Origin of the sequence: Streptomyces sp. NBC_01431, assembly GCF_036231355.1 — a bacterium.
Classification (GTDB): Bacteria; Actinomycetota; Actinomycetes; order Streptomycetales; family Streptomycetaceae; genus Streptomyces.
In genome coordinates this window covers 94669-116536 of record NZ_CP109496.1, presented here as the reverse complement: position 1 = coordinate 116536, position 21868 = coordinate 94669, and the positions used below count along the sequence as shown (strand labels likewise).

Sequence of the window (21868 nt, the reverse complement as noted above, 5' to 3'; positions counted from 1 at the left end):
AATGGGGTGCCGAGGGACGCGGTGAGGACGTGCGTGCGGCCGGGCCGCACCCGGGATAACGACCGGACCTGCTGTCGAGGGCGTGATGACCTGGAGGTTCACGCCTGGCGGCGGTGCTTTGCGCTGTCGTCGGCAGGTGCATCGCGCCGACCCGGTCGCGCTCAGTCGAAGTGCCATCCACCAGCACGTACTGGGCTGTTGTCTTCACCATGCGCAGGGCCGAGGTGAAGCGCGGCGCCGCATGGCGGGTGAGCAGCGCCACGCCGGAACGGACATCGGCCTGCGCGGCGCCGACGCCGGTCCGGAAGCCGGCTGCGCTCCGCTGGAGGGTGTCGTACTCCCTCGTGAAGTCCTTCGCCAGCGTGGGCCGTGATCGAACGCCGAACGGCCCCAGGCCCCCTCCCTCAGTCCGCGTGCCTGGTCCCCTCCCGATGCTGCGTTGATGCCCCGCCGCCACTCTGACGGCTGTTGACGCCTCTTTCAGTGCTATGTAACTTGTGACATGTGAAATGTTACTGCGCAAAGGGGGAGTGCCGTGCCCACTGACACGGGGCTTGACGAGCGGGTGGCCGCCGTCGTGAGAACGGCTGGGTTGGTGAGGCCTGAGAACCGGTTCTTCGCGGCGGCGAGGGCTGTTGACGTGGTCTCCGTTACGGACGCGCTGGCCGTGGCGCGGCAGTGGGAGGCGATGACCAAGGCGTTCATGTTCACAACGATCTCGGGACTCGGCGCGGCGGCGCGGCACTTCGTGGTGCAGCAGGCTCCGGGGCGGGAGGCGTTGGGGGCCTTCCAGACGGCGTATCGGGTGATCGGCGACGATCTGGACAACCTGGCCGTGGACTTCAGCGCGGTGGCGCCTCGTGGAGCGGCCGGGGTCCACTACCTGTGGTGGGCGGACTCGATTGTGGGGCCGCTGGCGGAAGCGGCCGGCGAGGAGACGCCACGGGATCTGCCGGCGGGCGTCGCCAAGCTGCTCGGGGCGATGGAGTCGCTGTCCACTCATCGGCTGGGCGCTGCGGTGCAGCTGCGGGTCGTGGAGGCCACGGCGTTGGACATCGCCGTCGCGTTCCGGCGCATGTACGGCAAGGTGCTTGTCGGCGGGCAGAAGCTCTTCGCCGCGTCCGACGCGCTGGTCTGGATCGACGCGCACATCAAGGCCGAGACGAGTCACGCCCAGTCGGTCAGCGACGCGGAGACCGGCATGACCGCCCTGGTCGAGAGTGAAGAGGACGCCGAAGAGCTGGTGCTGCTCGCCACGGATTACGCGGCCCACTGGGCCGGCGCGCTCGACGACTTCGCCGATCAGATCTCCGCGGGCTGATCCGGGAAGGACGTACAAAGCCAGTGAACGACATCATCGACGCGGTCAACGCACTGCGCGGCTCGGTCCGACGCGACGAAGTGCGCGACGAAGTGTTCCTCAAGCGTCTCGCCCGTGAGCTGACCACGTCGCCGGTGCTCCGGAAGGTGCCAGCCGTCCAGACGTTCGCCGATGACGCCCTCGCGTTCGCCGAGGATCCTCGGCTGCTCCGCACCAAGGCGCACATCAACACCCGGGCGGACAACCATATCTTCTCGTTGTTCGACGCGTCCTACTTCCCGACGCTGTCCCTGGAATTCCTGACCTACCGGACGCTGCCCACCGACGAGCGCCTGGACGCCGGGTACCCCAGCCCGACCATGCCGGTGACGATCGAGCGGATGTCGAAGGGCTTCGAGGCACGACCCGTGGTGGCGCTCTTCCCCGAGAACCACATCGACGGCCGCCAGGAGCGCGGCGACCTTGTCTTCTACTTCATCGACAAGTTCGTGGAACGGCATCTGCGCCTGACCCGGCTTCTGGCGAAGAACGTCATGGCCGAGGGATCGTTCCCGTTGGTCGAAGCCGCGCGGCCGGAAGAAGTCGAGCAGGCGTCGGCCTGGTGGGTGCGGTTGCACGAATACCACCACCGGCAGGGCGACATGCCGATTCCCGGCTTCCTCCCGGTGAAGAAGCTGAAGCCGCTGGCCGGACTGGAGGAACTGCGGGTCGACGTGTCCGCCATGCTGGCCTGCCTCCATGACTCCGCGCTGCCTGAGCGTGGCGCGAGGCTCACCTATGAGTACGTCCTGTCCGAACGGCTGCTCCGCTACGCGGTCGAGGGGATACCCCGGCCCAACTACGACGCTGTGGCCTCCCAGTTGCTCTTCAACTACCTGATCGCCGCGGACGGTATCCGGCTGAAGGACGGTCTGATCCATCTGAGCCCGGGGCTGCCCGCCGTGCTGGCCGAGTTCCTGGGGGAGATCCAGGCGATCGAACGGCACATCCACAGCGAATCCGCTGAACAGGTCCGGGACCGGCTGCTGCGATTCACCAACCGGTACACCGACTACGACCAGGAGGCGAAGGACTACCGCCACATCCCCTTCTTCGCCGAAGCCAAGCGGAAGCTGGGCGTGTGACCATGATCAGTATTCCGATCTTCCAGGTCGACGCCTTCACCGACCGGGTCCTGTGGGGGAATCCAGCGGCCGTCTGCCCGCTCGAGGAATGGCTTCCCGAGCCAGTCATGCAGGCCATCGCCCTGGAGAACAACCTCCCGGAGACGGCCTTCATCGTCCGGAACGGCGACGCCTACGATCTGCGCTGGTTCACGCCGGCCACCGAGGTGGACCTGTGCGGACACGCCACCTTGGGGGCGGCCTATGTCGTACTGACGCATCTGGAGCCGGGCTGGGACGAGGTGACGTTCCACTCGGCGAGCGGACCTCTCGTGGTCGCCAGACACGGGGACATGTTCGGCCTGACGTTTCCCGCCCTCGAATTCTCCCCGGTGGAACCGCCGGTGGACCTGCTGCGGGGCCTGGGTCCGGTGGCGCCGTCGGCGGTCTACCGGTCCATGGACTATGTCGCGGTCTACGACAGCGAGGCCCAGGTCCGCTCGGTGGTGCCGGACCTCGTCGCGCTGTCCGCGCTCGACCTGCGTGGTGTGGTCATCACCGGGCCGGGAACGGAGGCCGACTTCTGCTCGCGCTTCTTCGGGCCGAAGCTGTCCATCCCAGAAGATCCGATCACCGGGTCGGCGCACTGCGCGCTCGTCCCGTACTGGGCGCAGCGGCTGGGCAAGTCCCGGCTGCGCGCCCACCAGTTCTCGCCGCGGCTGGGCCGGACGCTCACGATCAGCCTTGACTGCGGCCTCGACGGGGACCGGGTCGCCCTGTCCGGCGCGGCCAGACCGTACATGGCCGGGACGATCCGCCTGGCCGACGACGACCTCGACCAGAACCGAGAGGGATAACGTGCGCACCCAGCGAATCTTCCACGCGGTGGACTCCCACACCGAGGGCATGCCCACACGTGTGATCACCGGCGGAATCGGGGTCATACCCGGAGCGACGATGGCGGAACGCCGCATCCACTTCCGGGAGAACCTCGACCACATCAGGACCCTGCTGGTGACCGAGCCCAGGGGCCACGCGTCGATGAGCGGGGCGATCCTCCAGCCGCCGACCCGGCCCGACGCGGACTGGGGTGTGCTGTTCATCGAGGTGTCCGGCTACCTTCCGATGTGCGGGCACGGCACGATCGGCGTCGCGACCGTTCTGGTGGAGACGGGCATGGTCACCGTGACCGAGCCGGTCACGACGGTGCGCCTGGAGACCCCGGCCGGTCTGGTCGTCGTCGATGTGGCGGTCTCGGACGGCGTCGCACGCCATGTCACCTTGCGGAACGTTCCGGCTTTCGCCGAGAGGCTGGACGCCGAGCTTGAGGTTGCCGGGTTCGGCTCCGTCCGCTACGACCTGGCCTACGGAGGCAACTTCTACGCGATCGTCCAACTCGACGACTACGGGCTGCCGTTCGACAGGAAGGCCAAGAACGAGATCACGGCCGCGGGGCTGGCCACCATGGAGGCGATCAACGCCACCGCCGAGCCGGTGCACCCCGAGGATTCCCGGATCCGGGGCGTGCGGCATGTGTACTTCGCGGCGCCGGGGTCCGACGCCTCGTACTCCCGCCACGCCATGTCCATCTACCCCGGCTGGTTCGACCGTTCACCGTGCGGCACAGGAACCAGCGCGAGGATGGCGCAGCTGCACGCCCGCGGCGAGCTGGACCTCGGCGCCGAATTCGTCAACGAGTCCTTCATCGGATCGAAGTTCACCGGCCGCCTCGTCGAGGAGACGACCGTCGCCGGCCGCACGGCCGTCGTGCCGGCCGTCACCGGACGGGCCTGGATCACGGGCACCGCGCAGTACTTCCTGTCTCCCGATGATCCCTTCCCCGCAGGCTTCGAGCTCTGACCTCCCCCGTAAGGCCTCGTAACGAAGGGCACGCCTCCCCATGGCCTCTGTGATACTCGGCCGCATTCCGTTCGACGACGAACGCCTCGCCAAGGACATCGCCCGGCTCACGACCCTGCCCGTCCCGCAGGAGCCCTACCAGGTCTTCACCACGGGCACCTGGCTCAACCTCAATCTGTGGAACGCCTCCGGCGACCACGCGGACGGCTTCTGGTACGGCCACGAGCAGCGTCCGGGACGTCCCACCGAGCTCCTCGACGAGCTCCCCTATCTCCGGGAAGTGCTGACCACCCGGTTCAACCTGGATCGGATGACGATGGTGCGCGGGCGCAACGTCGTCGAGTTCTCCATCATCCCGCACCGCGACTTCATCGAGGCCGGGGATGTGGAGGAGTTCTTCCGGGTGATCCTCTTCCTGGAGGACAACGAGCACGCGGTCAACTCCGACGAGGACATGGTCTTCCACATGCGCAAGGGCGAGGTGTGGTTCCTGGACGCGGCCCAGGTCCACGCGGGCATGAACATGTCCTCACGCAGCCGCTGGTCGCTCTGCCTCGATTTCGTGGCCGGTCCGGGTTTCCGTCCGGCCGACATCTTCGCCCGGCCCGAGTTCTACGACCCCGATCTGCGGCCGGCCCTGGTGGAGCGCAAACCGGCATCGCCGGAGCTGCCCGAGCGGCTGCGCGCCCTGAGCACTGTCGTCTCCCGTCACAACATCAAGGACATCGCCTTCCTGCTGGGCCGGATCCACTTCACCGAGGAGGTGCCGATCGGCGCCTCCTGGGACTGGCTCATCGACATCACCCGGGAGTCCGGCGATCGGGAACTGATCGACATCGCCGAGCGTGCCAAGAAGTTCTTCGTCCTCTCCCGTGAAGTCGGCGAGGACTTCACCTTCCTGCCGGGATGAGCGTGGCCGACAAGGACCGGTTCTCGCGTCCGGAGCTGCTGGCGCGCATCACCGAGGTCTGGGCGGACGTCCTGTCGCTCGACCGGATCGAGCCCGACCAGGACTTCTTCGAACTCGGCGGTCATTCGCTGGGCGCGATGCGAGCCGCGTCCCGGCTCGGGGACGAACTCGGCTGCGACCTGTCTCTCCGGGTGATCTTCGAGCACCGCACGATCACCGCCCTCGCCGCCGCGATCACGAATGACGGGGTGCCGAAATGACAGGCCCGCGGACCATGTTCCGCGCGGTCGTCACCGCCTCGGACTTCGAACGCTCCGTCACCGAGTTCCAGTCGGCCCGTTCCCAGGGCCACCGCGACGCCTGCGTTCCGGTGTGGATCGGCGGGCGCTGCGACCTCAGGGCGTCGCTCGATCTCGCGGCGGGACTCTACCGCGCCCTGAGACAGCCGCCCGAGTGCGCGGCGGGAGTCGTCCTGGGGGACGTGCCGCAGGCGGTCCGTTCGTTCGCCCGCCCGCTGGCGCGGCAGTGGACCGACGGTGCGCCGCCCGCGGGCGAAGGTTCGCTGATCGTCCTCGGCCGCTACGCGGACCTGACGATGGAGGTGCTCGGCCCCGCGCTGGTGGATGCCTACCGGCGTGGCCGGGACATCTTCCTCCTGACGGGCCGTGACCTCCACTCGATCACGTGGACGATCGCCAAGCAGTACGGCGAAGTGGCCGCCGACGGCGAGACTGGGCTGTTCACCGATCTCGACACGGAGCCGGTGTCCACGTCGGCGACGTACTACGACTCGCGGACACTGGGCGGCGTGGACCTCATCCGCATCGCGGCGGAGCGCGTCTGGAAACGCGTGATGGTCAGCGGCCACGGCACCGAGGACAGCATCAACCTGGGCGCGCACACAGTGTGTGGGCTCAGCCCGGTCGCCGCCCCGCAGCTGCCCGGCCCCACGTGCTCCTACGGCCGGGGCTGCTACAAGCCCGAGGACAAGCTGATCCCCGCACATCGAATCCGTGCCGCGGAGCTCGTACTCAGTGGCTGCGACAGCGGAGCCCTGGCGGATCTCGCCTCCTACAGCCCCCGCTACCAACTGCTCCTGAACGCCGTCGACGGCCCCGCCCAGGCGGTGGTCGCGGCGCTGTCCATGCACCAGTCGGCCCGCGTGGAGAACCTCATCTGGCTGGACTCCGCCGACAGGGGCGGGAGCACCGCCCGGCTGCTGAACACGAGCCTAAGGACCATCCACCCCTATCCCACGTTCATCCAGGTGGGGCTGCCGAGTTCGGCCTATCGCCATACTGGGCCAACGGCTCCCGCTCCGGCTCTCCCAGAAGAAGCGTCAGGGCTTGTCCGCGACCTCGGCTCGCGGGCCCGCGGCTTCCTCATGACCGGCATGCTCCCCGCCGCGCACCCCCTGCGGGAACGGTTCGAGGGGCTGGCGGAGAAGACCGAGACGACGGCCGCACGGCCGGTCATGGGCCTGACCGCGCAAAGGTCGGCGTTCCTGCGCTCGCTCGAGCGCGACGCCCAGTCGCTCGACCAGGCGATCGCCGTACGGATCGCGGAGCGCCCCGACGACGGGCTCGCCGGGTTCCCTCGCTTCTTCGGCGACCGCAGTACGGTCTCGATCCCGGACGCGACGACCACGCCGTGCGTCCTGTGCGGGCGGACCGCCTGGCAGTATCCGCGCCGCGGGTTCACCGCCCGGGTGCCGCTCACCACCGCGCACGTCTGCCTGAGTTGCGGTCCGGTGGGATACACGATGGAAGGCGGGGCACGGCTCGACGCGAAAGCAGCCGCGACGGTCACCGCCGGAGCGACGCTACGCATCGAGGCCACGGTCGAGCCGTCGCGACCGGGTCCGGTGCAGGTGGGCGTGAGCGTCCCCTGGAGTCTTCGTGCCGCGACGGTCCCGCCGGTGCACAGCGTCCGGCTCATCCGCGGGGAGCGCCGGAGCGTCGTCGTCGAGGTGCGTCTCGACGCGTCGGCTCCGCCCCAGGAACACCACTTCACCGTCTTCGGCGTTCAGGATCTCGCGATCTCCCTGTTGCGCTGTCCGTTCGCCGTCCTGCCACCCAGGGAGGCATAGATGGACAGTACCCTCCATGCGGCGGTGGCCCGCCAGGCACGCGACAGACCGGATCATCCGGCGCTGGTCGAGCGTGGTGTGGCTGTCAGCTATCGCACCCTCGACCGGGCGGCCGATCACTTCGCGTCGGTTCTCACGGACCTCGGCATCGGTCCGGGGAGCCTGGTCCCCGTCATCCTTCCCCGGTCCACGCGCCTGGTCGTCGTCCAACTCGCGTTGCTGAAGTGCGGGGCCGCCTATTCCGTACTCGATCCGGGCTGGCCCGCCCAGCGGCTGGAGTCGCTGCGCGGGCGCCTGCGCGCACCGCTGGCCGTCGCGGATTCCACGGCATACGGCTTCCCGGTCTGGACTCCGCCCCAGGAATCACTGCGGGAATCCGCGGACCGGGCGGCCGCACCAGTACAACCGGCCGCCGACGGCACCACGCCCGCGATGGTCATCTTCACCTCGGGAACCACGGGCCTTCCCAAAGCGGTCGTTCTGCCGCACCGGGCGGCGCTGCGGCTGTTCCGCGGCGACGGGCCGGTGTCCTTCGGCGCCGATCACGTCATGCCGCAGGTGTCGAACGCGGCATGGGACATGTACGCGCTGGAGGTCTGGGGAACCCTGGTCGCCGGTGGCACCTGCCTCCTCCCCAACGACCCGTTCTTCCTCCCGGAATCCCTGCGCGCGGCCGTCGCCGAGCACGGCGCGAACGCGGTGCACATGCCGACCGCCCTGTTCAACCTGTTCGTCGATGTGGACCCCGGCTGCTTCGCCGGCCTGCGGACGGTCTTCGTCAGCGGCGAGGCGATGTCCGGCGCCCACGCGGCCCGCTTCCTCCAGGCCCATCCGGCGACCGAGCTGGTGAACTGCTACGGACCCGTCGAATGCTGCATGTTTGTCTCCGCCCACCAGGTCTCCCTGCCCGATTGCCACGAGCCTGAGGGCGTCCCCCTCGGAACGGCCGCGCCTGGGACGCGGATCTTCGTGATGACCGACGACGAGGTCTGCCCACCCGGCCAGGAAGGCGAGATCTGCGTGGCCGGCGACGGACTGTCCGCGGGCTACCTGGGACAGTACAAGCTGACCGCGGAAAGGTTCCGCACCGTGGCGATCGAAGGTGTCGCGACCAGGGTGTACCGCACCGGCGACCAGGGGCGCCTGGACGACGACGGCAACCTGCGCTACCTCGGCCGCAAGGACCGCCAGGTGAAGCTCCGCGGCTTCCGCGTCGAACCCGCCGAGGTGGAGCACGCCGGTCGCTCGGTGCCGGGAGTCCTCAACTGCGCCGCAGTCCCGATCCGTGAAGTCGACGGCGGCTACCAGTCGATGGTGCTGGCCTACACGACGCGACCCAACGGCGTGGCCGACACCGCGGACCCGCTCTCAGTGCGCTCGGCGCTGGCGGCGGTGCTCCCCGAATACCTGGTGCCCGCGCGTGCCGTGGCCGTGGATGCCCTGCCGCTGACACCGAACGGAAAGCTCGACCGTGCCGCCCTGGAGGCCTGGGGGAGCACGCATTACAGGAGGAACAACCATGGCTGAGAGCCGACCTCGCCTGCTGCTCGTGGGTCTGGACCGGTACACCCTCGACGCGTGCGTCCGCCTGGGCGTGGACGCCGCCGTCGTCTGCGGCGCGGCCGCCTGGGACGACGGGCTCATGAGCATCCCTCCCGAGCTCACCGTGATCAGGGTCGACGACCACGTCAGCGTCGAGGCCGTGCTGATGGCGCTGCGGCGGGCAGGGCTGGGCGCCGACGACTTCGACGCGGTACACACCTCCGATGAGTACTCCATGGTCACGGCAGGGATGCTCGCCCGTCATCTCGGCTTGCCAGGGCTCGACCCGGAAACAGCGGTGCGCTTCCGCGACAAGTCCATCCAGAAGGCCGTGGTGCACGGTGGCGGGCTGCCGACCGCACGGTGCGTGGTCGTCGAAGACGTCTTCTCGGTCTCCACCATCGAGGAGTTGCCCTTCGCGCCCGCCGTACTCAAGCCCGTGGCGGGTGCCGCCACAGCCCTCACCTCGTCGGTCAAGAGCGTCGATGACCTCCGGGCGCGGAGCGAGGAGTACCGGCAGAAGCAGACTGGTCAGCGCACGTTCGTGCTGGAGGAGCACGTCGCCGGTGACGAATGGTTCGTGGACGGCATCGTCTTCGACGGGGAACTGCTGTTCCTCGCCGTGGGCGCCTATGGGGATCCGTGCCTCGCCTCCATCGAGAGCGGGCAGCCTCTCTGGCTGCGGCACTTCGACCCGACCGACGAACGCTGGGTCTACGAGAAGTCGCGGGGCCTGGTGGAATCCGCGCTCAAGGCGCTCGGGCTGCGGGACGGGGCGTTCCACATGGAGCTCTTCCACGACGGGCTGTCAGGAGCGCTGACGTTCGGCGAATGCGCCGCCCGTCGCGGTGGTGCGCTGATTCACGAGCAGATCCAGGCGAAGTTCGGGGTGAACGTGGCCCAATGCGCCGTCCAGATCGCGCTCGGACGTCGCCCCGCGATCGATGCCAAGGTCAGACCGGACGTCTTCGGAGGCTGCTACCTGCCCGTACGTCCCGGAACGCTGCTCGACTGCCCGACAGCGGCCGACCTTCTGGCCCTGCCGCAGGTGGAGTTCGCCCGGATCGAGCACCCCGTCGGCACGCACTTCCCGGCCGGGCCGGCCCACACCAGTCAGCGGGTCGGACAGTTCATGGTCATGGCGGACTCGATCGAGCAGCTCACCGGCCGCTTCGAGGAGGTCCGGCGATGGTTCGCCGAGCGCCTGTGGGTGCTTCCCGACGGCCTTACCACCAGAGGCAGGCGGCAGTTCCAACGTCAATGGCGGCCTGACGCCGACTTCGGAGACACCTTGTGGCGGTGATGACAGTCCTGCTGCCGGTCGGCAGGGGCCAGCGTGTGGTCGCGATGGCATCCTTCGTGCACAGCTTCGGCACCGGATTGTCGGTCGCGGCCGGTGCGCTCTTCTTCACGCGTATCGTCGGTCTGCCCGCCTCCCAGGTGGCCGGCGGTCTGTTCGCCGCGGCGATGACGGGCTTGGGCGCAGGTGTGTATGTGGGCCGCCTGGCGGACCGGTGGGGGCCGAAGCGCGTCCAGATCGCGGTCGCGGTGTGCGGCACGGTGGTGAACACCGGTCTACTGCTGGTCCATACGTTCTGGACCTACCTCCTGGTCTCGATGTTGTCCGGCGCCGTGGTTGCGGCGAGCTGGTCCACACTGGCCCCGCTCGTCCGCGGCTTCGGCGGGCCGACGCCGGTCGTCTTCCGCGGCTATCTGCGATCGGTGGGCAATCTCGCGATAGCGCTCGGCGCCGTGGCAGCGGGTTTCGCCATCCAGCTGGACACCAGGGCGGCCTTCCTCACCGTCATGATCGGCCGGTCCCTGACGTACCTGGTCTCCGGCCTGGTCCTCTTGTGGCTTCCGCCCTTCACTCTCGCAGACGCCGGCAGCGCCGACCGCGGCTGGGCGGCCCTGCGCGACCGCACCTATCTGGCCGCGACGGCGGTCAACGCGGTGATGTCCCTGCACTTCACCGTCCCCACGTTTCTGCTCCCGCTGTGGATCGCGGAACACACCTCCGCTCCCCGGTGGACGATCTCCGCGATGCTCGTCCTCAACACGGTCCTGGTGGTCGTCCTTCAGGTCCGCTTCAGCCGGAACGTCGGCGACGTGCCCTCCGCGGGACGCGCGATGCGCTGGGCCGGCATGGCCCTGGCCGCAGGCCTGGTCCTGATGGCGCTGGCCGAGAAACCCCCGTGCTGGCTGGCCGTCCTCCTCCTGGCGGCAGGAGTGACCGCCTATACGCTCGGCGAGATCTGGCACACCGCCGCCTCGGCCGAATACTCCTTCGGCCTCGCCCCGGCCGACGCGCAAGGCCAGTACGCCGGAGTCTTCGGCCTGGGCCACGGACTTGCCGAGGGAGCGTCACCAGCGGTCATGAGCGCCCTCCCGCTGGCCCTGGGCCTCCCCGGCTGGCTGGCCCTCGCCACCCTCCTCCTGGCCACAGGTCTGACTTGCCGGTCCTTAATGACCCACGTCTCCCGCCCCACCCTCGCCCCCACCGCCGAGGCTCCAGCCCGCGAACCAGACCTCACCTAGCCTCACCGTTCCGGTCGAGGAGACGAGGCACATCAGGTCGCCAACCCGCGGGCGCCCGCACCTCTTCGTTGGCCGGGGGACCGCGGGATGCCGACGCCGGCTTCCGTTGTCTCACGGTTTCCCCGCGTCACGAGCGTGCGGCTGACCGGCGAGCCCGCCCTCCAGCCGACGGCCCAGCCCACCAGGCTCGGCGAACCGACCGCCTCCCCCCTGAGTGCTTCACCGCCACCAACTCCCTTACTAAGGAGCAGAGTTCATGAGCCAGCCCAAGCAACAGACCCTCGGTCCCAGCGTCGTCGCCGCCCCCGCCCTCCCGTACTACGAGAAGGCGCCCGCCCCGCCCGCCCCGGCCGTGGACTACGACCGCTACGCCGAGCACTGCCGCGGGCGGGTGGACAACGGCTGCCACGGCGTCGGCCCGAACGACTCGCTGAGCGAGTACGCGTCGCTGACCGAGGAGGAGCACCACACCGTGGCCCGCACCCGCGATCGACGCGGTGGGCGACAGCGGCACCGTGGCTGTCGAGGTGCACGGCGTCGCCTCGCACCACACAAGGCACGGGGCCGAGGACGGCGCCGACGGGCTGCCGTGCCTGCCGCCGACGATGCACCCCCATCGCGGTGAGATCCCCGCTCATTACGAGGCCGTGGCCTGCGCCGGACCAGCGATGGCCTACAACGACCCGATCGACATCAAGGTCGACCCGCCCCCCCCGGGCCTGCTCGCCGAGACGGCTCAGGTCGACAACAGCGTCGCGGTCAAGGAGCTCTCCGGCGATGTGCGGCGGGTGCCGGAGAATCCACCCGCGCCGGTTCGAGGGCTCGCAACGGCCCCGGCACCTCGGTGCGCATGGCGCAACTGCACACGCGCGGCGAGCAGCCCCCGCAAACCGGCTTAGTGAACGAGTCGTTCACCGGCGGCCGGTTCGGCGGAGGCCCGGTCGGGAGGACGGAAGTCGGCGTCTGGTTCATCGGAGGGCCGGTAGGCGGGATGGAAGTTGGCGGCCGGTTCGGCGGAGGCCCGGTCGGGAGGACGGAAGTCGGCGCCCGCTTCATCGGACGGCCGGTAGGCGGGATGGAGTCGGCGGCCGGTTCGCCGGACGCCCGGTAGGCGGGACCGAAGTCGGCGGCCTGTCCATCGTCGTACCCGAGGCTCCGGGCGTGTCTGGATCACCAGTACCACGAACTGCGTCACCGACCCGAGCGGCCCGTTCCCGCACGGATTCGTGCTCCAGCGCCGATTCGTCCTCTGGATGTCCGCTGGACAACCACAACCCCCGTCAGACAACCCGTAGGAATGCACCGGAGGGGTCACCATGTCCCGTTCAACTCCAGTAATACCCCGCAACCCGCGAGAGAAGAGCCCCCGTGCGGGAGTGTTCTCCCGGGAGGGAATCTTCCGCCTCAAGCCGGTGGACACCGGCGAAGAGGAGACCAGTGGTGGGCTGAAGCGCACCATGGGGCTGTGGCAGCTGGTCGCGCTCAGCCTGGGCGGGCTGGTCGGCGCGGGAGTGTTCTCGCTGGCCGGGGTGGTGGCCCACCAGGACGCCGGGCCCGGCGTGATGGTCTCCTTCCTCGTCGCGATCATCGCCAGCGGTGCCGCGGCACTGTGCTACGCGGAGTTCGCCGGCACGATCCCCAAGGCCGGTTCCGCCTACACCTATACCTACGCGGCGCTCGGCGAGATCGTCGGCTGGGCGATCGGCTGGGACCTGTTGCTGGAGTACACCGCCATTGTGGCGGTGGTGGCCATCGCGGTATCCGGCTACTTCTCCTACATCCTGGAGCACGCCGGGGTCCACCTGCCGTCCTGGGCGCTCGGCGCACCGGGCACCGGAGCCGGCCACCGGGTCGACCTGTTCGCCGCCCTGCTGTGTCTCCTGCTGGCGTTCGTGCTCTCCCGCGGCACGAAGGAATCCGCACGCTTCGAGACCGTGCTGGTGGTCGTGAAGCTCGTCATCGTCGCCATAGTGATCGTCGCCGGAGCCTTCCACATCTCGGCCGGCAACTACAGTCCCTTCCTGCCGTTCGGCCTCGGCGGGGCGTTCACCGGCGCCGCGACGACGTTCTTCGCCGTCTACGGTTACGACGCGATGAGCGCGGCGGCGGAGGAGAGCGCCGACGCCAAGAAGGTGCTGCCCAAGGCGATCATGGTGTCGTTGGGCATCGCTGCGGTCATCTACCTGCTGGTCTGCGTGGTGCTGGTGGGAATGCAGAACTACCGGGACATCGACGTTTCGAGTCCGTTCTCCAGCGCGCTCGCCTCGGTGGGCCTGGGCGGTCTCGGCATGGTGGTCGCGATCGGCGCCATCGTCGGCATCACCACGTCTGCGTTCGCCAACATGCTGGCGGTTTCCCGTATCTGGTTCTCCATGAGCCGCGACGGTCTGCTGCCCCGCTCCTTCGCCCGCAACCACCCCACCCGGCACGTCCCCACCAGGGTGATCTGGCCGGTCGGCGTCGGCTCGGCACTCATCGCCGGGTTCCTGCCCATCAGGGAGGCAGCCGATCTCACGAACATCGGCATCCTGATGGCGTTCATCGTGGTGGCGATCGCCGTCGTAGTAATGCGCCGGACCCGGCCCGACCTGCCACGCTCCTTCCGCACGCCGCTGGTGCCACTCGTCCCGGCCGTCGGTGTCGCCTTCTCGGTATGGCTGATCAGCAATCTGGACTGGGTCACGTGGGTGCGCTTCGTGGTGTGGATGGCGCTCGGCCTGATCCTCTACTTCCTTTTCGGCTACCGGCACTCGGAGGAGGACCTGAAGGCAGCCGACGGCTAACGCCGTGGCTCCTGGTCGCGCCGCCCTCGGGCTTTCACCGGAGGCGGGGGCGGTCGACTTGGACGCCGAACTCGCCCTGACACAGCCCCCGGTTCCCGAGCACCTACTGAATCGCAACGCCGCGGGGCAAACTCTGCGGCAAAGGGTCAAGATCGGCTATCAGAGGACAGGCGCGCTCCACCCGCGGCTCGACGCTGGGTGTCTAATCTCGGCCGTGTTGACAGCGAAGTTAGTCCTCGCAGGTCAGGCCGCACCTAGTCGACTAACTTCAGTGGCAAAGGACAAACTTGTCCTTTGCCACTGAAGTTCTAGGATCCGCAACTTCGTTAGCACCGAAGACGGTTCGTTAGCAGTGGATTAGCAAATCCGCGATCGCGTTGACAGTGACTACGTTCAGTAGCGATGCCTTCGAGGCTCTTTCAATCTGCGCTTAGTGTGCATCGCATCGCGATCGATCAACGCCGTGGATGGAGCTCGACCGTGCCGGGTGTCAGGCCGTGGCCTGCGTTCGCTGGTCGTAGTCCGCGCGGGCGGCATGGATCACGTCCATGTGCTGGTCGTCCAGCGGGCGAGGGCCTTCACGACGTCGAGCAGGGTGCAGCCGGTGTCGGTGAAGGCGTATTCGACGCGGGGCGGCACGGTGGGGTGGACGGTACGGGTGACGATGCCGTCGCGTTCCAATCGGCGGCAATGGCGGCAGCGGCGGTCCGGCAGCACAGGCAGTTCCGGCGCCCTCGCGGGAGCTGGTCAGGACAGCACGGTGGGGTTCACCACAGCGGTGGACCTGGCCTTCGCCTCCGGCGGCAGGGGCGCTGTCGGCGGGCTCGGCGGTGGTGGTGGGGGTTGCGGCGCCATCATCGGATCCGGCGGTACCGGTGGCGCCGGGTGGCACCACCAGCGGTGCTTCCGCCGCCAGCGCCATGCGTGAACCATCCACAGGTCCCCAGCGCCCCCGCACCTGTGATCAGTGCAGGGAGCAGCCCGACCTGGCCGTATTTCAAGAGTCGGACGCGAAGGGTTGCAGGCGTGCGATGAGCACGGCGACATCGTCCGGGTCAGCGGGAAGCCGGAGTTCGCGAAGGAGTCGGTCGCAGGTTTCCTCCAGGGTGTGGTCGGGTGCGTCAAGCAGGCGCCGGAGAGTGTCGAGGCGTTCGTCGATGGGTTGATGACGGACCTCGACGAGTCCGTCGGTGTACAGGACCAGCCGATCACCGGAGCCGACGGGAAAGGTCGTGGTGACGAAAGGGACGCCGCCGACCCCGAGCGGGATACCGGTCGGCAGGTCGAGCAGTTTCGGGGGCTGGCCACTGCGCACCAGGACGGGGGGCAGATGGCCGGCGATGGAGATGTGGCACTCCGCGCGGTGTGGGTCGTAGACGGCATAGACGCAGGTGGCGATGTACTGCTCAAGCCCTGAGGTGATCTTGTCGAGATGTTGGAGGACCTGGGCAGGGTCGAGATCGAGATCGGCGAAGTCGCTGGTACCGGTGCGCAGGCGCCCCATGGTGACGGCGGCGTCGATGCCACTGCCCATGACATCGCCCACGACCAGTGCGGTCTTGTCGCCGTCGAGCGGGAGAACGTCGTACCAGTCGCCGCCGACCTCGTAGGCGGCCTGTGCGGGCCGGTAGCGGGAGGCGACCTCGATGCCGGGGAGGTGGCGCGGGTGCTCCGGGAGCAGGCTGCGCTGAAGGGTCTCGGAGGCATTGCGCACGCTCTGGTGCGAGCGGGCGTTGTCGATGCACACGGCTGCGCGCGAGGCCAACTCGCCGGCGAGGGCGAGATCGTCCTCGCTGAACGGCTGCGGGTTACGGGCGCGGCTCAGCCCCAGGAAGCCGAGGATCTGTCCGTGGGCGGTGAGCGGGACCAGCATGAAGGAGTGCACGCCGGCGCGGGCCAGGACCGTGGCGGCGCGGTCGTCGCGGGCGATGCGGGCCAGTGCGGCGTCATCCACGTGGGAGATCAGGATCGGCCGGCCGGTGCGTACGCATTCGGTGGGCAGGCGGTCGGCGTCGTAGGCAGCGATCTGGCCTGGCGGATCGGCGGCCTGGACGGCCTCGGTGACATAGGCGGCCTGCACAGCGAGGGCGCGGAAGAGCGCGGGGCCCTCGCCCAGCGGCGGGCGGTGCTCGTCAAGGACGGAGTCGAGGACGTCGACCGTGGCCACGTCGGCGAGCTCGGGAACGGTGACGCCCGCCAGCTCTCGGGCGGTCTCTTCCACCTCCAGGGTGGTGCCGATGCGCGCGGAGCCGTCGGCGATCAGCGCAAGACGACGGCGGGCTTCGGCAGCCTCCGTGGCCGCCTGATAACGGTCGGTGACATCCACCACCACCTCGGCCACCCCGAGCACCCGCCCCTGGGGATCGTCCAGCCGGTACAGCGAGATCGACCAGGCGTGCATGTGCGGGTCGGCGGGGGTGTGGCCGACGATGGTGTACTCGTCGACCATGGGGGCCCCTGTTTTGAGGACCTGCCGCATGCCGGCTTCAGGCTCCTCGAACTTCGCCGCGGTCATGATCTCGCGGTAGTGCCGGCCCAGATGGTCTTCCGCGGGAATGCCGTGCATCCGCTCCAGAGCGGGGTTGACGGCCACATACCGCAGATCCCTGTCGAGGATCGCCAGCCCGATGGGCGACTGAGCGACCAGCCGGGTGGACAGGGCAAGGTCCCGCTCGACCTCCCGAAGCCTCGACCCGTCGGTGGCCAGGCCCAGGGCGTAGAAGTCGCCGCGGTCGTCCAGCAGCCGCATGTTGCGGAATTCCACCAAACGGGCGCTGCCGTCCTTGTGCCGGATGGGGAACGCCCCGGCCCACCTCTGCCCGGTGCCCATGACCTCGGCGAACAGCTTGATGATCAGCTCCCAGTGCTGTTCGTGGACGAGCAGCGCCGCAGCGTACTGCCCGAGGGCCTCCTCAGCGGTATGGCCGAACAGGTCCTCCGCTTCCGGGCTCCACAAGACAATCCGCCCCTCGGCATCCAGCAGCACCGCGGCAACGCCGAGAAGGTCCATCAGCCCACTCGGCTGCGGCGACCGCTCCTCCGGCTGGCCGGTGTCACCCGGACGCCCATCGGCTGCGCTCACACGGGCACTCCTTCCATGTGCCGGACCATAGGGGCCCCGGTTTGCGCCAGTCCGTGACCTGCCCCGTACCTATGGAGTGCTTGGCTTCCATGGTCCCCCCGGAGCGGCCTTCCGCGCACGCACCGGACCAGTTGGGGAACGCTCGGGTCTCTACTCGGGGCGTGCATCCGCTGCTGATGACTGCTCCGGCATGCCGGCCTCTGAGACTGATGAGCTCGCAGTCGCGTATCTTCTCCTGCGGGACCGACTGTGACTGTAGTGGCTCATGACGGCTCACCGCCGCTGTCGTAACACGTCGCCTACGCGGTTTGTGACGATGAGCCGAGCGAGACACGTTTCGGACGGCGTGGTGGCATGAGGGGCATGGAGTTGCGGGAGCTACGGGCGTTCGTAGCTGTGGTGGAGGAAGGCGGGCTGTCCGCCGCTGCGCGGCGGCTGCATGTGAGTCAGCCTGCGCTGTCCCAGACGGTCAGCGGACTCGAGCGGCAGCTGGGGGCGAAGCTGCTGGTGCGCGGCAGCACGGGGGTGCTGGCCACCGAAGCGGGTACCGCTCTGCTGGCGGAGGCGCGCGGGGTACTTGCCCGGCATGATCAGGCGCTGCGGGTGATGGCGCGGTACACCGGAGCGGGTGGCGGGGCGCTGCGGATCGGGATCCCGCTCGAATTGCCTGCGGGGCTGCTCGATCCGGCGCTGGCCGACCTGGCCGAGGTGCATCCGGACACCCGTGTGCAGGCGCGGCATCTGTCCTCGGCGGAGCAGTTGGTGGCACTGCGGTCGGGTGAGCTGGACGTCGGCTTCCTGCGGGAGCGTCCGTCGGGTCCGCAGTTCGACGCGCTGCTCGTCGTACGGGAGAAGCTGGGTGTGCTGCTGGCCGCGGGGCAGGCGGCCGAGCTCGCCGGACCCGACGGCATCGCGCTGGAGGCGCTTGTCGGCCTGCAGTGGGTGGGATTTCCTCGGTCCGGCAGCCCGCCCTGGTACGACGAGTTGACCGCGGTCCTGCGCGGGCACGGGCTGGACCTGGGTCCGGAGGCTCCGCAGGGGCAGGCGTTGATCGCGGATGTGAAGCTGGCGGCGGTCGCCTCCGGGCGGGCCTTCGCGCTGGCTCCGCCCGGCTGGCAGCAGCCGCTGCCCGACCAGGTGACCTGGTCGCCGCTGGTCGGGCATCCGCTGGTGCGGCGCACCTGGGCGGTGTGGCCGGCCGATTCGCGCCGCCGTGACCTCGGCCGGTTCATCGCCGCGCTCGACCGGTCGGTGGGCAGCTGAGCCCGGACCCTCCTGGTGTGCAAGCGACTGGGGCCAGATCCCTCGCAGAGTCCGCTACGAGCGGAGGCGCCGGGTGGAGAGCCGCCGGCGCCCCCGGCAGGGGTTAGTGCGCCTCAGACGGCCGTACGGCCGCCGTCGACCGGCAGGATCGCGCCCTGCACGAAGCTTGCCGCGTCACTAACCAGATAGGCGATGGCCTCGGCGATCTCGCGTGCCTCGGCGGGCCGTCCGGCCGGGGCCTGCGCGGCGAGGGCGTCGAGGGCCTCGCCCATACCGGCTGTGCCCTCGGTACGGGTGGGACCGGGCTCCACGGCGTTGACCCGGACCCCGTGGGGGCCGAATTCGGCGGCCCACGCCTTGGTCAGCAGGTTCACCGCCGCCTTGCTGGAGCCGTACAGCGCCATGCCCGCGACACCGTACTCGGCGACCATGGTGCTGAGGTTGACGATCGCGCCGTGCCCGCGCTCGGCCATCGCCGGGGCAAGCTGCGCCACCAGGTGGAACGGTGCCTTCACGTTCAGGTCGTAGACGGCGTCCACGTCGCTGGGCGACGCCTGCGCCGTCGGGCCGAACGGGAAGATGCCCGCGCTGTTGACCAGGATGTCCACTCGGCCGCCGCCCAACTCGGTGGCCTTGTGTGCCAGCTGCCTCGCCGACGCCGTGTCCCGCAGGTCGGCTGCGAGGAAGTCCGACTTGCCGCCGCGCGCCCCGATGGCGGCGACGACGGTCTCGCCGCGGGATGCGTCACGTCCCGCGACCAGCACGTGCGCGCCGCGCTCGGCGAGGCAGCGCGGCGGTCGCGGCGCCGATACCGCTGGTCGCTCCGGTTACCAGGGCCACACGCCCGGCTAGATCTACAGAACCCATGAGGGCCGTCCTTCGTATCAAAAAGTGTGGGCCGAACGGAGGCGCGGTGGGCCGCGTTCCGTCGCCCCGTCGCCTCGTCCGTGAGGTGACAGGAGTCCCAAGCGCCCGCGACTCCCGGGGATTCCAGCCTGGCCATAGGCGGATCCGATACCCGTTATCAGGGCGGAGGTTTTTCAGTGCAGTCCCGCGCGTGACCCAGCCGGCCGAGGCTACTGGGTCCCGCCCCCGATGTGGGCAGCTGGTGGTCGCCACCACGCCGTAAAAGGACTCGACTCGCCCCCGGACGTACTGATCGCGGCGCGGTCGATCGACCTGGCGATGGAGGTCTCGACCGCGTCGGGGGTCAGGCCCTTCACTTTTACTTGCAGTCCGCCCGGGATGCCCTGCTGTGGAAGCTCGAAGGGCTCTCGCGTCGGTGGTCTTCCTGTGGACGCCCGGCGCCTGGGCACATGCCGTCCAGGCCCGCGGTCAAGGAAGCGTCGGCGCCAGGTGCGGACTGCCGACTCAGGACACCAGGCCAGTATCCTCATCCGCCCCGGCGGGCTCTGCAGAAGGGCCCGGCCGCGGGCCGCACGACGGTTGACGGGCTCTGCTGGGTGGGAATGCCGGGCGGCTGCCCTCGCCATACGCTCGGCATATGTCCGATTTCATCTCCGCAGGCGCGTCAGCCGAGGACCTTCCCGCGCCGGCCGAGGGCCTGCTGCTCACGCACTTCCTCACGGTCGGCGACGTCCCTCGCTCGCGGGCGTTCTACGCCGATGTGCTGGGTGGGCGGGTGGTGATGGACGAGAACCCCTGCATCATCAAGGTCGCCAACAGCTGGATCATCATGAACCCCGGCGGCGGCCCCACCGACGACAAACCCGACGTCGTCCTGCGCACACCGGAGGACCCCCACACCGTCTCCAGCTTCTTGAACGTACGGGTGGCGAACATCCACGGGTTCTACGCGGCGGCCCGGGCCAAGGGAGCCGAGTTCCTCACCCCGCCCATCGACCGGCGCGCCGAGCTGCGCTGCTACATGCGCGACCCGGACGGCTACCTCATCGAGGTCGGACAGGCCACGGGCCTGCTGAAGGGCATCCTGGCACGCACCGGCACCGAAACCTGACCGCTGAACGGCGCCTCACGAGAGAGGTATCCCTCATGGCACACCAGCAGATCCCAGGTCTCGATCCGACCGCGACGCCCAGCGGAACCGGGTGCGTGGAGTGCTTGGCGGGGGACGGACCGGGGTGGTGGTTCCACCTGCGGCGTTGCGCCGCCTGCGGGCACATCGGATGCTGCGACTCCTCGCCCGCGCAGCATGGCACGAAGCACGCGCGCCAGGCCGGACACCCCCTGCTGACCAGCTTCGAACCGGGTGAGGACTGGTTCTGGAACATCGAGACCGATCAGTACTTCGAGGGGCCGGAGCTGGCCCCGCCCACCGCGCACCCGGCCTCGCAGTCCACTCCGGGCCCCCGGGACAAAGTCCCTGGGGACTGGGAGCGGCAGCTCCACTGACCGCGCTCGATCGTTGGACCTCCGGTCCGGGAGTCAGATCTGCCGGACCGGGTCCGTGACGCCTCCGGGGCACGCGAGCGCCGCGATGTCCCAGCCGGCGCGTCCGGCCCCGGCCCGGTAGGCGCTTTCGTAGAAGGCGAGGACGGCGGCACGGGGATCGGTCTCGACGCGGGCCGCGTCGTAGCTCAGCACGGCCAGGTGGCTGTCGCCGCGCGCGACCCACCGCGCGGACGTGGGGCTGAGCGGCTCCCCGGCCAGGCCGGCGGGCTCGGGGGCGGTGTAGGAGTAGAAGGCGGGCTCGGTGAAGGTGTCGTCGCCGAACCAGAAGCCGAAGCTGATCACTTCCTGGGAGTACGCCTCACGGGTAACGGGGTCGGCCTGCCGGGGCTGGTCGATCCGTCGCCCGGAGAACCGGCTGTGGGCGATGTCGAAGGTATGCCAGAAGTGGTGCACCGGACTGTTCTTTCCCGAGTAGCCCGCCGCGAACTCCTCCAGCACGCACGCCACCTGGCTCAGGACCCGCCAGTAGCGATTGGCGGCCACGGGATCGTAGGTCGCGTGCTCGGTGTCCTCGGCGAACGGCCGGCCTGCGTCGGGCAGGTCGAAGGGCCTGGGAATGGCGATGTCCACCCGGACCCCCAGTGCGGCCAGAGCGGCCAGGGTCGCGTCGTGGAAGGACGCGACGGACTGGCCCGGAAGCGGGAAGGACCGCTCTTCGCCGTCCAGCGTCGCGACGATGAGCCGGTGATCGACGAAGTCGAAATCGATCGTGAAGATCGGATTCCCGTCGACCTGACCCATCGGACGCGTGGTGATGCCGCGCCCCGTGACATGAAACGGGACGTTCCACCAGTGGTTGCGCCGGGCGCTCGCCGCCAGGCGGATCTTGCCGACGATCTGGGCGAAGCGGTGCAGCGTCTCCTTGGTATCCCGCCACTCCATCAGCGGCATCGGCGGGAACAGCTCCATCACGCTCCCATGATGACCCCATGTGCGGCGTCCGG

The 21868-nt window shown here is 69.3% G+C and carries 19 protein-coding genes; 15 read left to right on the top strand and 4 right to left on the bottom strand.

Annotation, left to right across the window (positions count from 1 at the left end):
- Window positions 1–535: 535 nt before the first annotated feature.
- The 12 genes from OG522_RS00625 to OG522_RS00570 all read left to right on the top strand — a co-directional run bounded on the left by OG522_RS00625 (window position 536) and on the right by OG522_RS00570 (window position 14146).
- Window positions 536–1321: a DUF6202 family protein gene (locus tag OG522_RS00625; RefSeq protein WP_329460939.1), complete on the top strand. Its 786-nt coding sequence runs from the start codon at window positions 536–538 to the stop codon at window positions 1319–1321.
- Between the two features lie 23 nt (window positions 1322–1344).
- Window positions 1345–2445 carry a DUF6421 family protein gene (locus OG522_RS00620; protein ID WP_329460938.1) on the top strand — a complete coding sequence of 367 codons (1101 nt, stop codon included), beginning with the start codon at window positions 1345–1347 and terminating at the stop codon, window positions 2443–2445.
- A gap of 2 nt (window positions 2446–2447) precedes the next feature.
- On the top strand, window positions 2448–3281 hold the full coding sequence (locus tag OG522_RS00615; protein WP_329467426.1) for a PhzF family phenazine biosynthesis protein: 834 nt from the start codon (window positions 2448–2450) through the stop codon (window positions 3279–3281).
- A 1-nt stretch (window position 3282) separates the two neighbouring features.
- A complete protein-coding gene (locus OG522_RS00610; protein ID WP_329460937.1) occupies window positions 3283–4284 on the top strand; it encodes a proline racemase family protein in 1002 nt (333 codons plus the stop codon).
- Between the two features lie 40 nt (window positions 4285–4324).
- Window positions 4325–5194 carry an aspartyl/asparaginyl beta-hydroxylase domain-containing protein gene (locus OG522_RS00605; RefSeq protein WP_329460936.1) on the top strand — a complete coding sequence of 290 codons (870 nt, stop codon included), beginning with the start codon at window positions 4325–4327 and terminating at the stop codon, window positions 5192–5194.
- Entirely contained in the window at window positions 5191–5454 is a 264-nt protein-coding gene (locus OG522_RS00600; protein WP_329460935.1) for an acyl carrier protein, read from the top strand. Before OG522_RS00605 ends, OG522_RS00600 begins: the two co-directional genes overlap by 4 nt.
- Window positions 5451–7283 (top strand): hypothetical protein, encoded by a 1833-nt coding sequence (locus tag OG522_RS00595; protein WP_329460934.1) that lies wholly within the window; start codon window positions 5451–5453, stop codon window positions 7281–7283. Before OG522_RS00600 ends, OG522_RS00595 begins: the two co-directional genes overlap by 4 nt.
- Window positions 7284–8810 (top strand): amino acid adenylation domain-containing protein, encoded by a 1527-nt coding sequence (locus OG522_RS00590; RefSeq protein WP_329460933.1) that lies wholly within the window; start codon window positions 7284–7286, stop codon window positions 8808–8810.
- Window positions 8803–10128, top strand: a complete 1326-nt coding sequence (locus OG522_RS00585; protein WP_329460932.1) for a hypothetical protein — start codon at window positions 8803–8805, stop codon at window positions 10126–10128. The genes OG522_RS00590 and OG522_RS00585 overlap by 8 nt, the downstream gene beginning before the upstream one ends.
- The gene (locus tag OG522_RS00580) at window positions 10128–11363 is read left to right on the top strand and encodes an MFS transporter (RefSeq protein WP_329467425.1); all 1236 of its coding nucleotides are present in this window, start codon (window positions 10128–10130) and stop codon (window positions 11361–11363) included. The genes OG522_RS00585 and OG522_RS00580 overlap by 1 nt, the downstream gene beginning before the upstream one ends.
- Window positions 11364–11619: 256 nt before the next feature.
- Window positions 11620–11988, top strand: a complete 369-nt coding sequence (locus OG522_RS00575) for a hypothetical protein (protein ID WP_329460931.1) — start codon at window positions 11620–11622, stop codon at window positions 11986–11988.
- A 691-nt stretch (window positions 11989–12679) separates the two neighbouring features.
- Window positions 12680–14146, top strand: coding sequence for an amino acid permease (locus tag OG522_RS00570; protein ID WP_329460930.1), 1467 nt, complete (start codon window positions 12680–12682; stop codon window positions 14144–14146).
- Between the two features lie 540 nt (window positions 14147–14686).
- Here the strand turns inward: OG522_RS00570 and OG522_RS00565 are convergent.
- Window positions 14687–14827 carry a winged helix-turn-helix transcriptional regulator gene (locus tag OG522_RS00565; protein WP_329460929.1) on the bottom strand — a complete coding sequence of 47 codons (141 nt, stop codon included), beginning with the start codon at window positions 14825–14827 and terminating at the stop codon, window positions 14687–14689.
- 316 nt (window positions 14828–15143) lie between these two features.
- Window positions 15144–17156 (bottom strand): SpoIIE family protein phosphatase, encoded by a 2013-nt coding sequence (locus OG522_RS00560; RefSeq protein ID WP_329467424.1) that lies wholly within the window; start codon window positions 17154–17156, stop codon window positions 15144–15146.
- Between the two features lie 435 nt (window positions 17157–17591).
- Here OG522_RS00560 and OG522_RS00555 point away from each other — a divergent pair, with 435 nt between their 5' ends.
- Entirely contained in the window at window positions 17592–18491 is a 900-nt protein-coding gene (locus OG522_RS00555; protein ID WP_329460928.1) for a LysR family transcriptional regulator, read from the top strand.
- Window positions 18492–18604: 113 nt separating this feature from the next.
- Here OG522_RS00555 and OG522_RS00550 read toward each other — a convergent pair whose 3' ends face one another.
- Window positions 18605–19255 (bottom strand): SDR family NAD(P)-dependent oxidoreductase, encoded by a 651-nt coding sequence (locus OG522_RS00550; RefSeq protein WP_329460927.1) that lies wholly within the window; start codon window positions 19253–19255, stop codon window positions 18605–18607.
- A 740-nt stretch (window positions 19256–19995) separates the two neighbouring features.
- Between OG522_RS00550 and OG522_RS00545 the strand changes: the two genes are divergently transcribed.
- Window positions 19996–20469, top strand: a complete 474-nt coding sequence (locus OG522_RS00545; RefSeq protein WP_329460926.1) for a VOC family protein — start codon at window positions 19996–19998, stop codon at window positions 20467–20469.
- Between the two features lie 35 nt (window positions 20470–20504).
- Entirely contained in the window at window positions 20505–20864 is a 360-nt protein-coding gene (locus OG522_RS00540; RefSeq protein WP_329460925.1) for a UBP-type zinc finger domain-containing protein, read from the top strand.
- A gap of 33 nt (window positions 20865–20897) precedes the next feature.
- Here the strand turns inward: OG522_RS00540 and OG522_RS00535 are convergent, their stop codons facing one another.
- Window positions 20898–21833, bottom strand: a complete 936-nt coding sequence (locus OG522_RS00535) for a DUF5996 family protein (protein WP_329467423.1) — start codon at window positions 21831–21833, stop codon at window positions 20898–20900.
- Window positions 21834–21868 lie beyond the last annotated feature (35 nt).

Excerpts from the sequence above, each read along its gene's own strand:
- OG522_RS00605 (WP_329460936.1), top strand. The coding sequence starts at position 4,325 with ATGGCCTCTGTGATACTCGGCCGCATTCCGTTCGACGACGAACGCCTC.
- OG522_RS00590 (WP_329460933.1), top strand. The coding sequence starts at position 7,284 with ATGGACAGTACCCTCCATGCGGCGGTGGCCCGCCAGGCACGCGACAGA.
- OG522_RS00595 (WP_329460934.1), top strand. The coding sequence starts at position 5,451 with ATGACAGGCCCGCGGACCATGTTCCGCGCGGTCGTCACCGCCTCGGAC.
- OG522_RS00535 (WP_329467423.1), bottom strand. The coding sequence starts at position 21,833 with ATGGAGCTGTTCCCGCCGATGCCGCTGATGGAGTGGCGGGATACCAAG.
- OG522_RS00540 (WP_329460925.1), top strand. The coding sequence starts at position 20,505 with ATGGCACACCAGCAGATCCCAGGTCTCGATCCGACCGCGACGCCCAGC.
- OG522_RS00570 (WP_329460930.1), top strand. The coding sequence starts at position 12,680 with ATGTCCCGTTCAACTCCAGTAATACCCCGCAACCCGCGAGAGAAGAGC.
- OG522_RS00580 (WP_329467425.1), top strand. The coding sequence starts at position 10,128 with ATGACAGTCCTGCTGCCGGTCGGCAGGGGCCAGCGTGTGGTCGCGATG.
- OG522_RS00600 (WP_329460935.1), top strand. The coding sequence starts at position 5,191 with ATGAGCGTGGCCGACAAGGACCGGTTCTCGCGTCCGGAGCTGCTGGCG.
- OG522_RS00560 (WP_329467424.1), bottom strand. The coding sequence starts at position 17,156 with ATGGACCTTCTCGGCGTTGCCGCGGTGCTGCTGGATGCCGAGGGGCGG.
- OG522_RS00585 (WP_329460932.1), top strand. The coding sequence starts at position 8,803 with ATGGCTGAGAGCCGACCTCGCCTGCTGCTCGTGGGTCTGGACCGGTAC.
- OG522_RS00615 (WP_329467426.1), top strand. The coding sequence starts at position 2,448 with ATGATCAGTATTCCGATCTTCCAGGTCGACGCCTTCACCGACCGGGTC.
- OG522_RS00575 (WP_329460931.1), top strand. The coding sequence starts at position 11,620 with ATGAGCCAGCCCAAGCAACAGACCCTCGGTCCCAGCGTCGTCGCCGCC.
- OG522_RS00555 (WP_329460928.1), top strand. The coding sequence starts at position 17,592 with ATGGAGTTGCGGGAGCTACGGGCGTTCGTAGCTGTGGTGGAGGAAGGC.
- OG522_RS00545 (WP_329460926.1), top strand. The coding sequence starts at position 19,996 with ATGTCCGATTTCATCTCCGCAGGCGCGTCAGCCGAGGACCTTCCCGCG.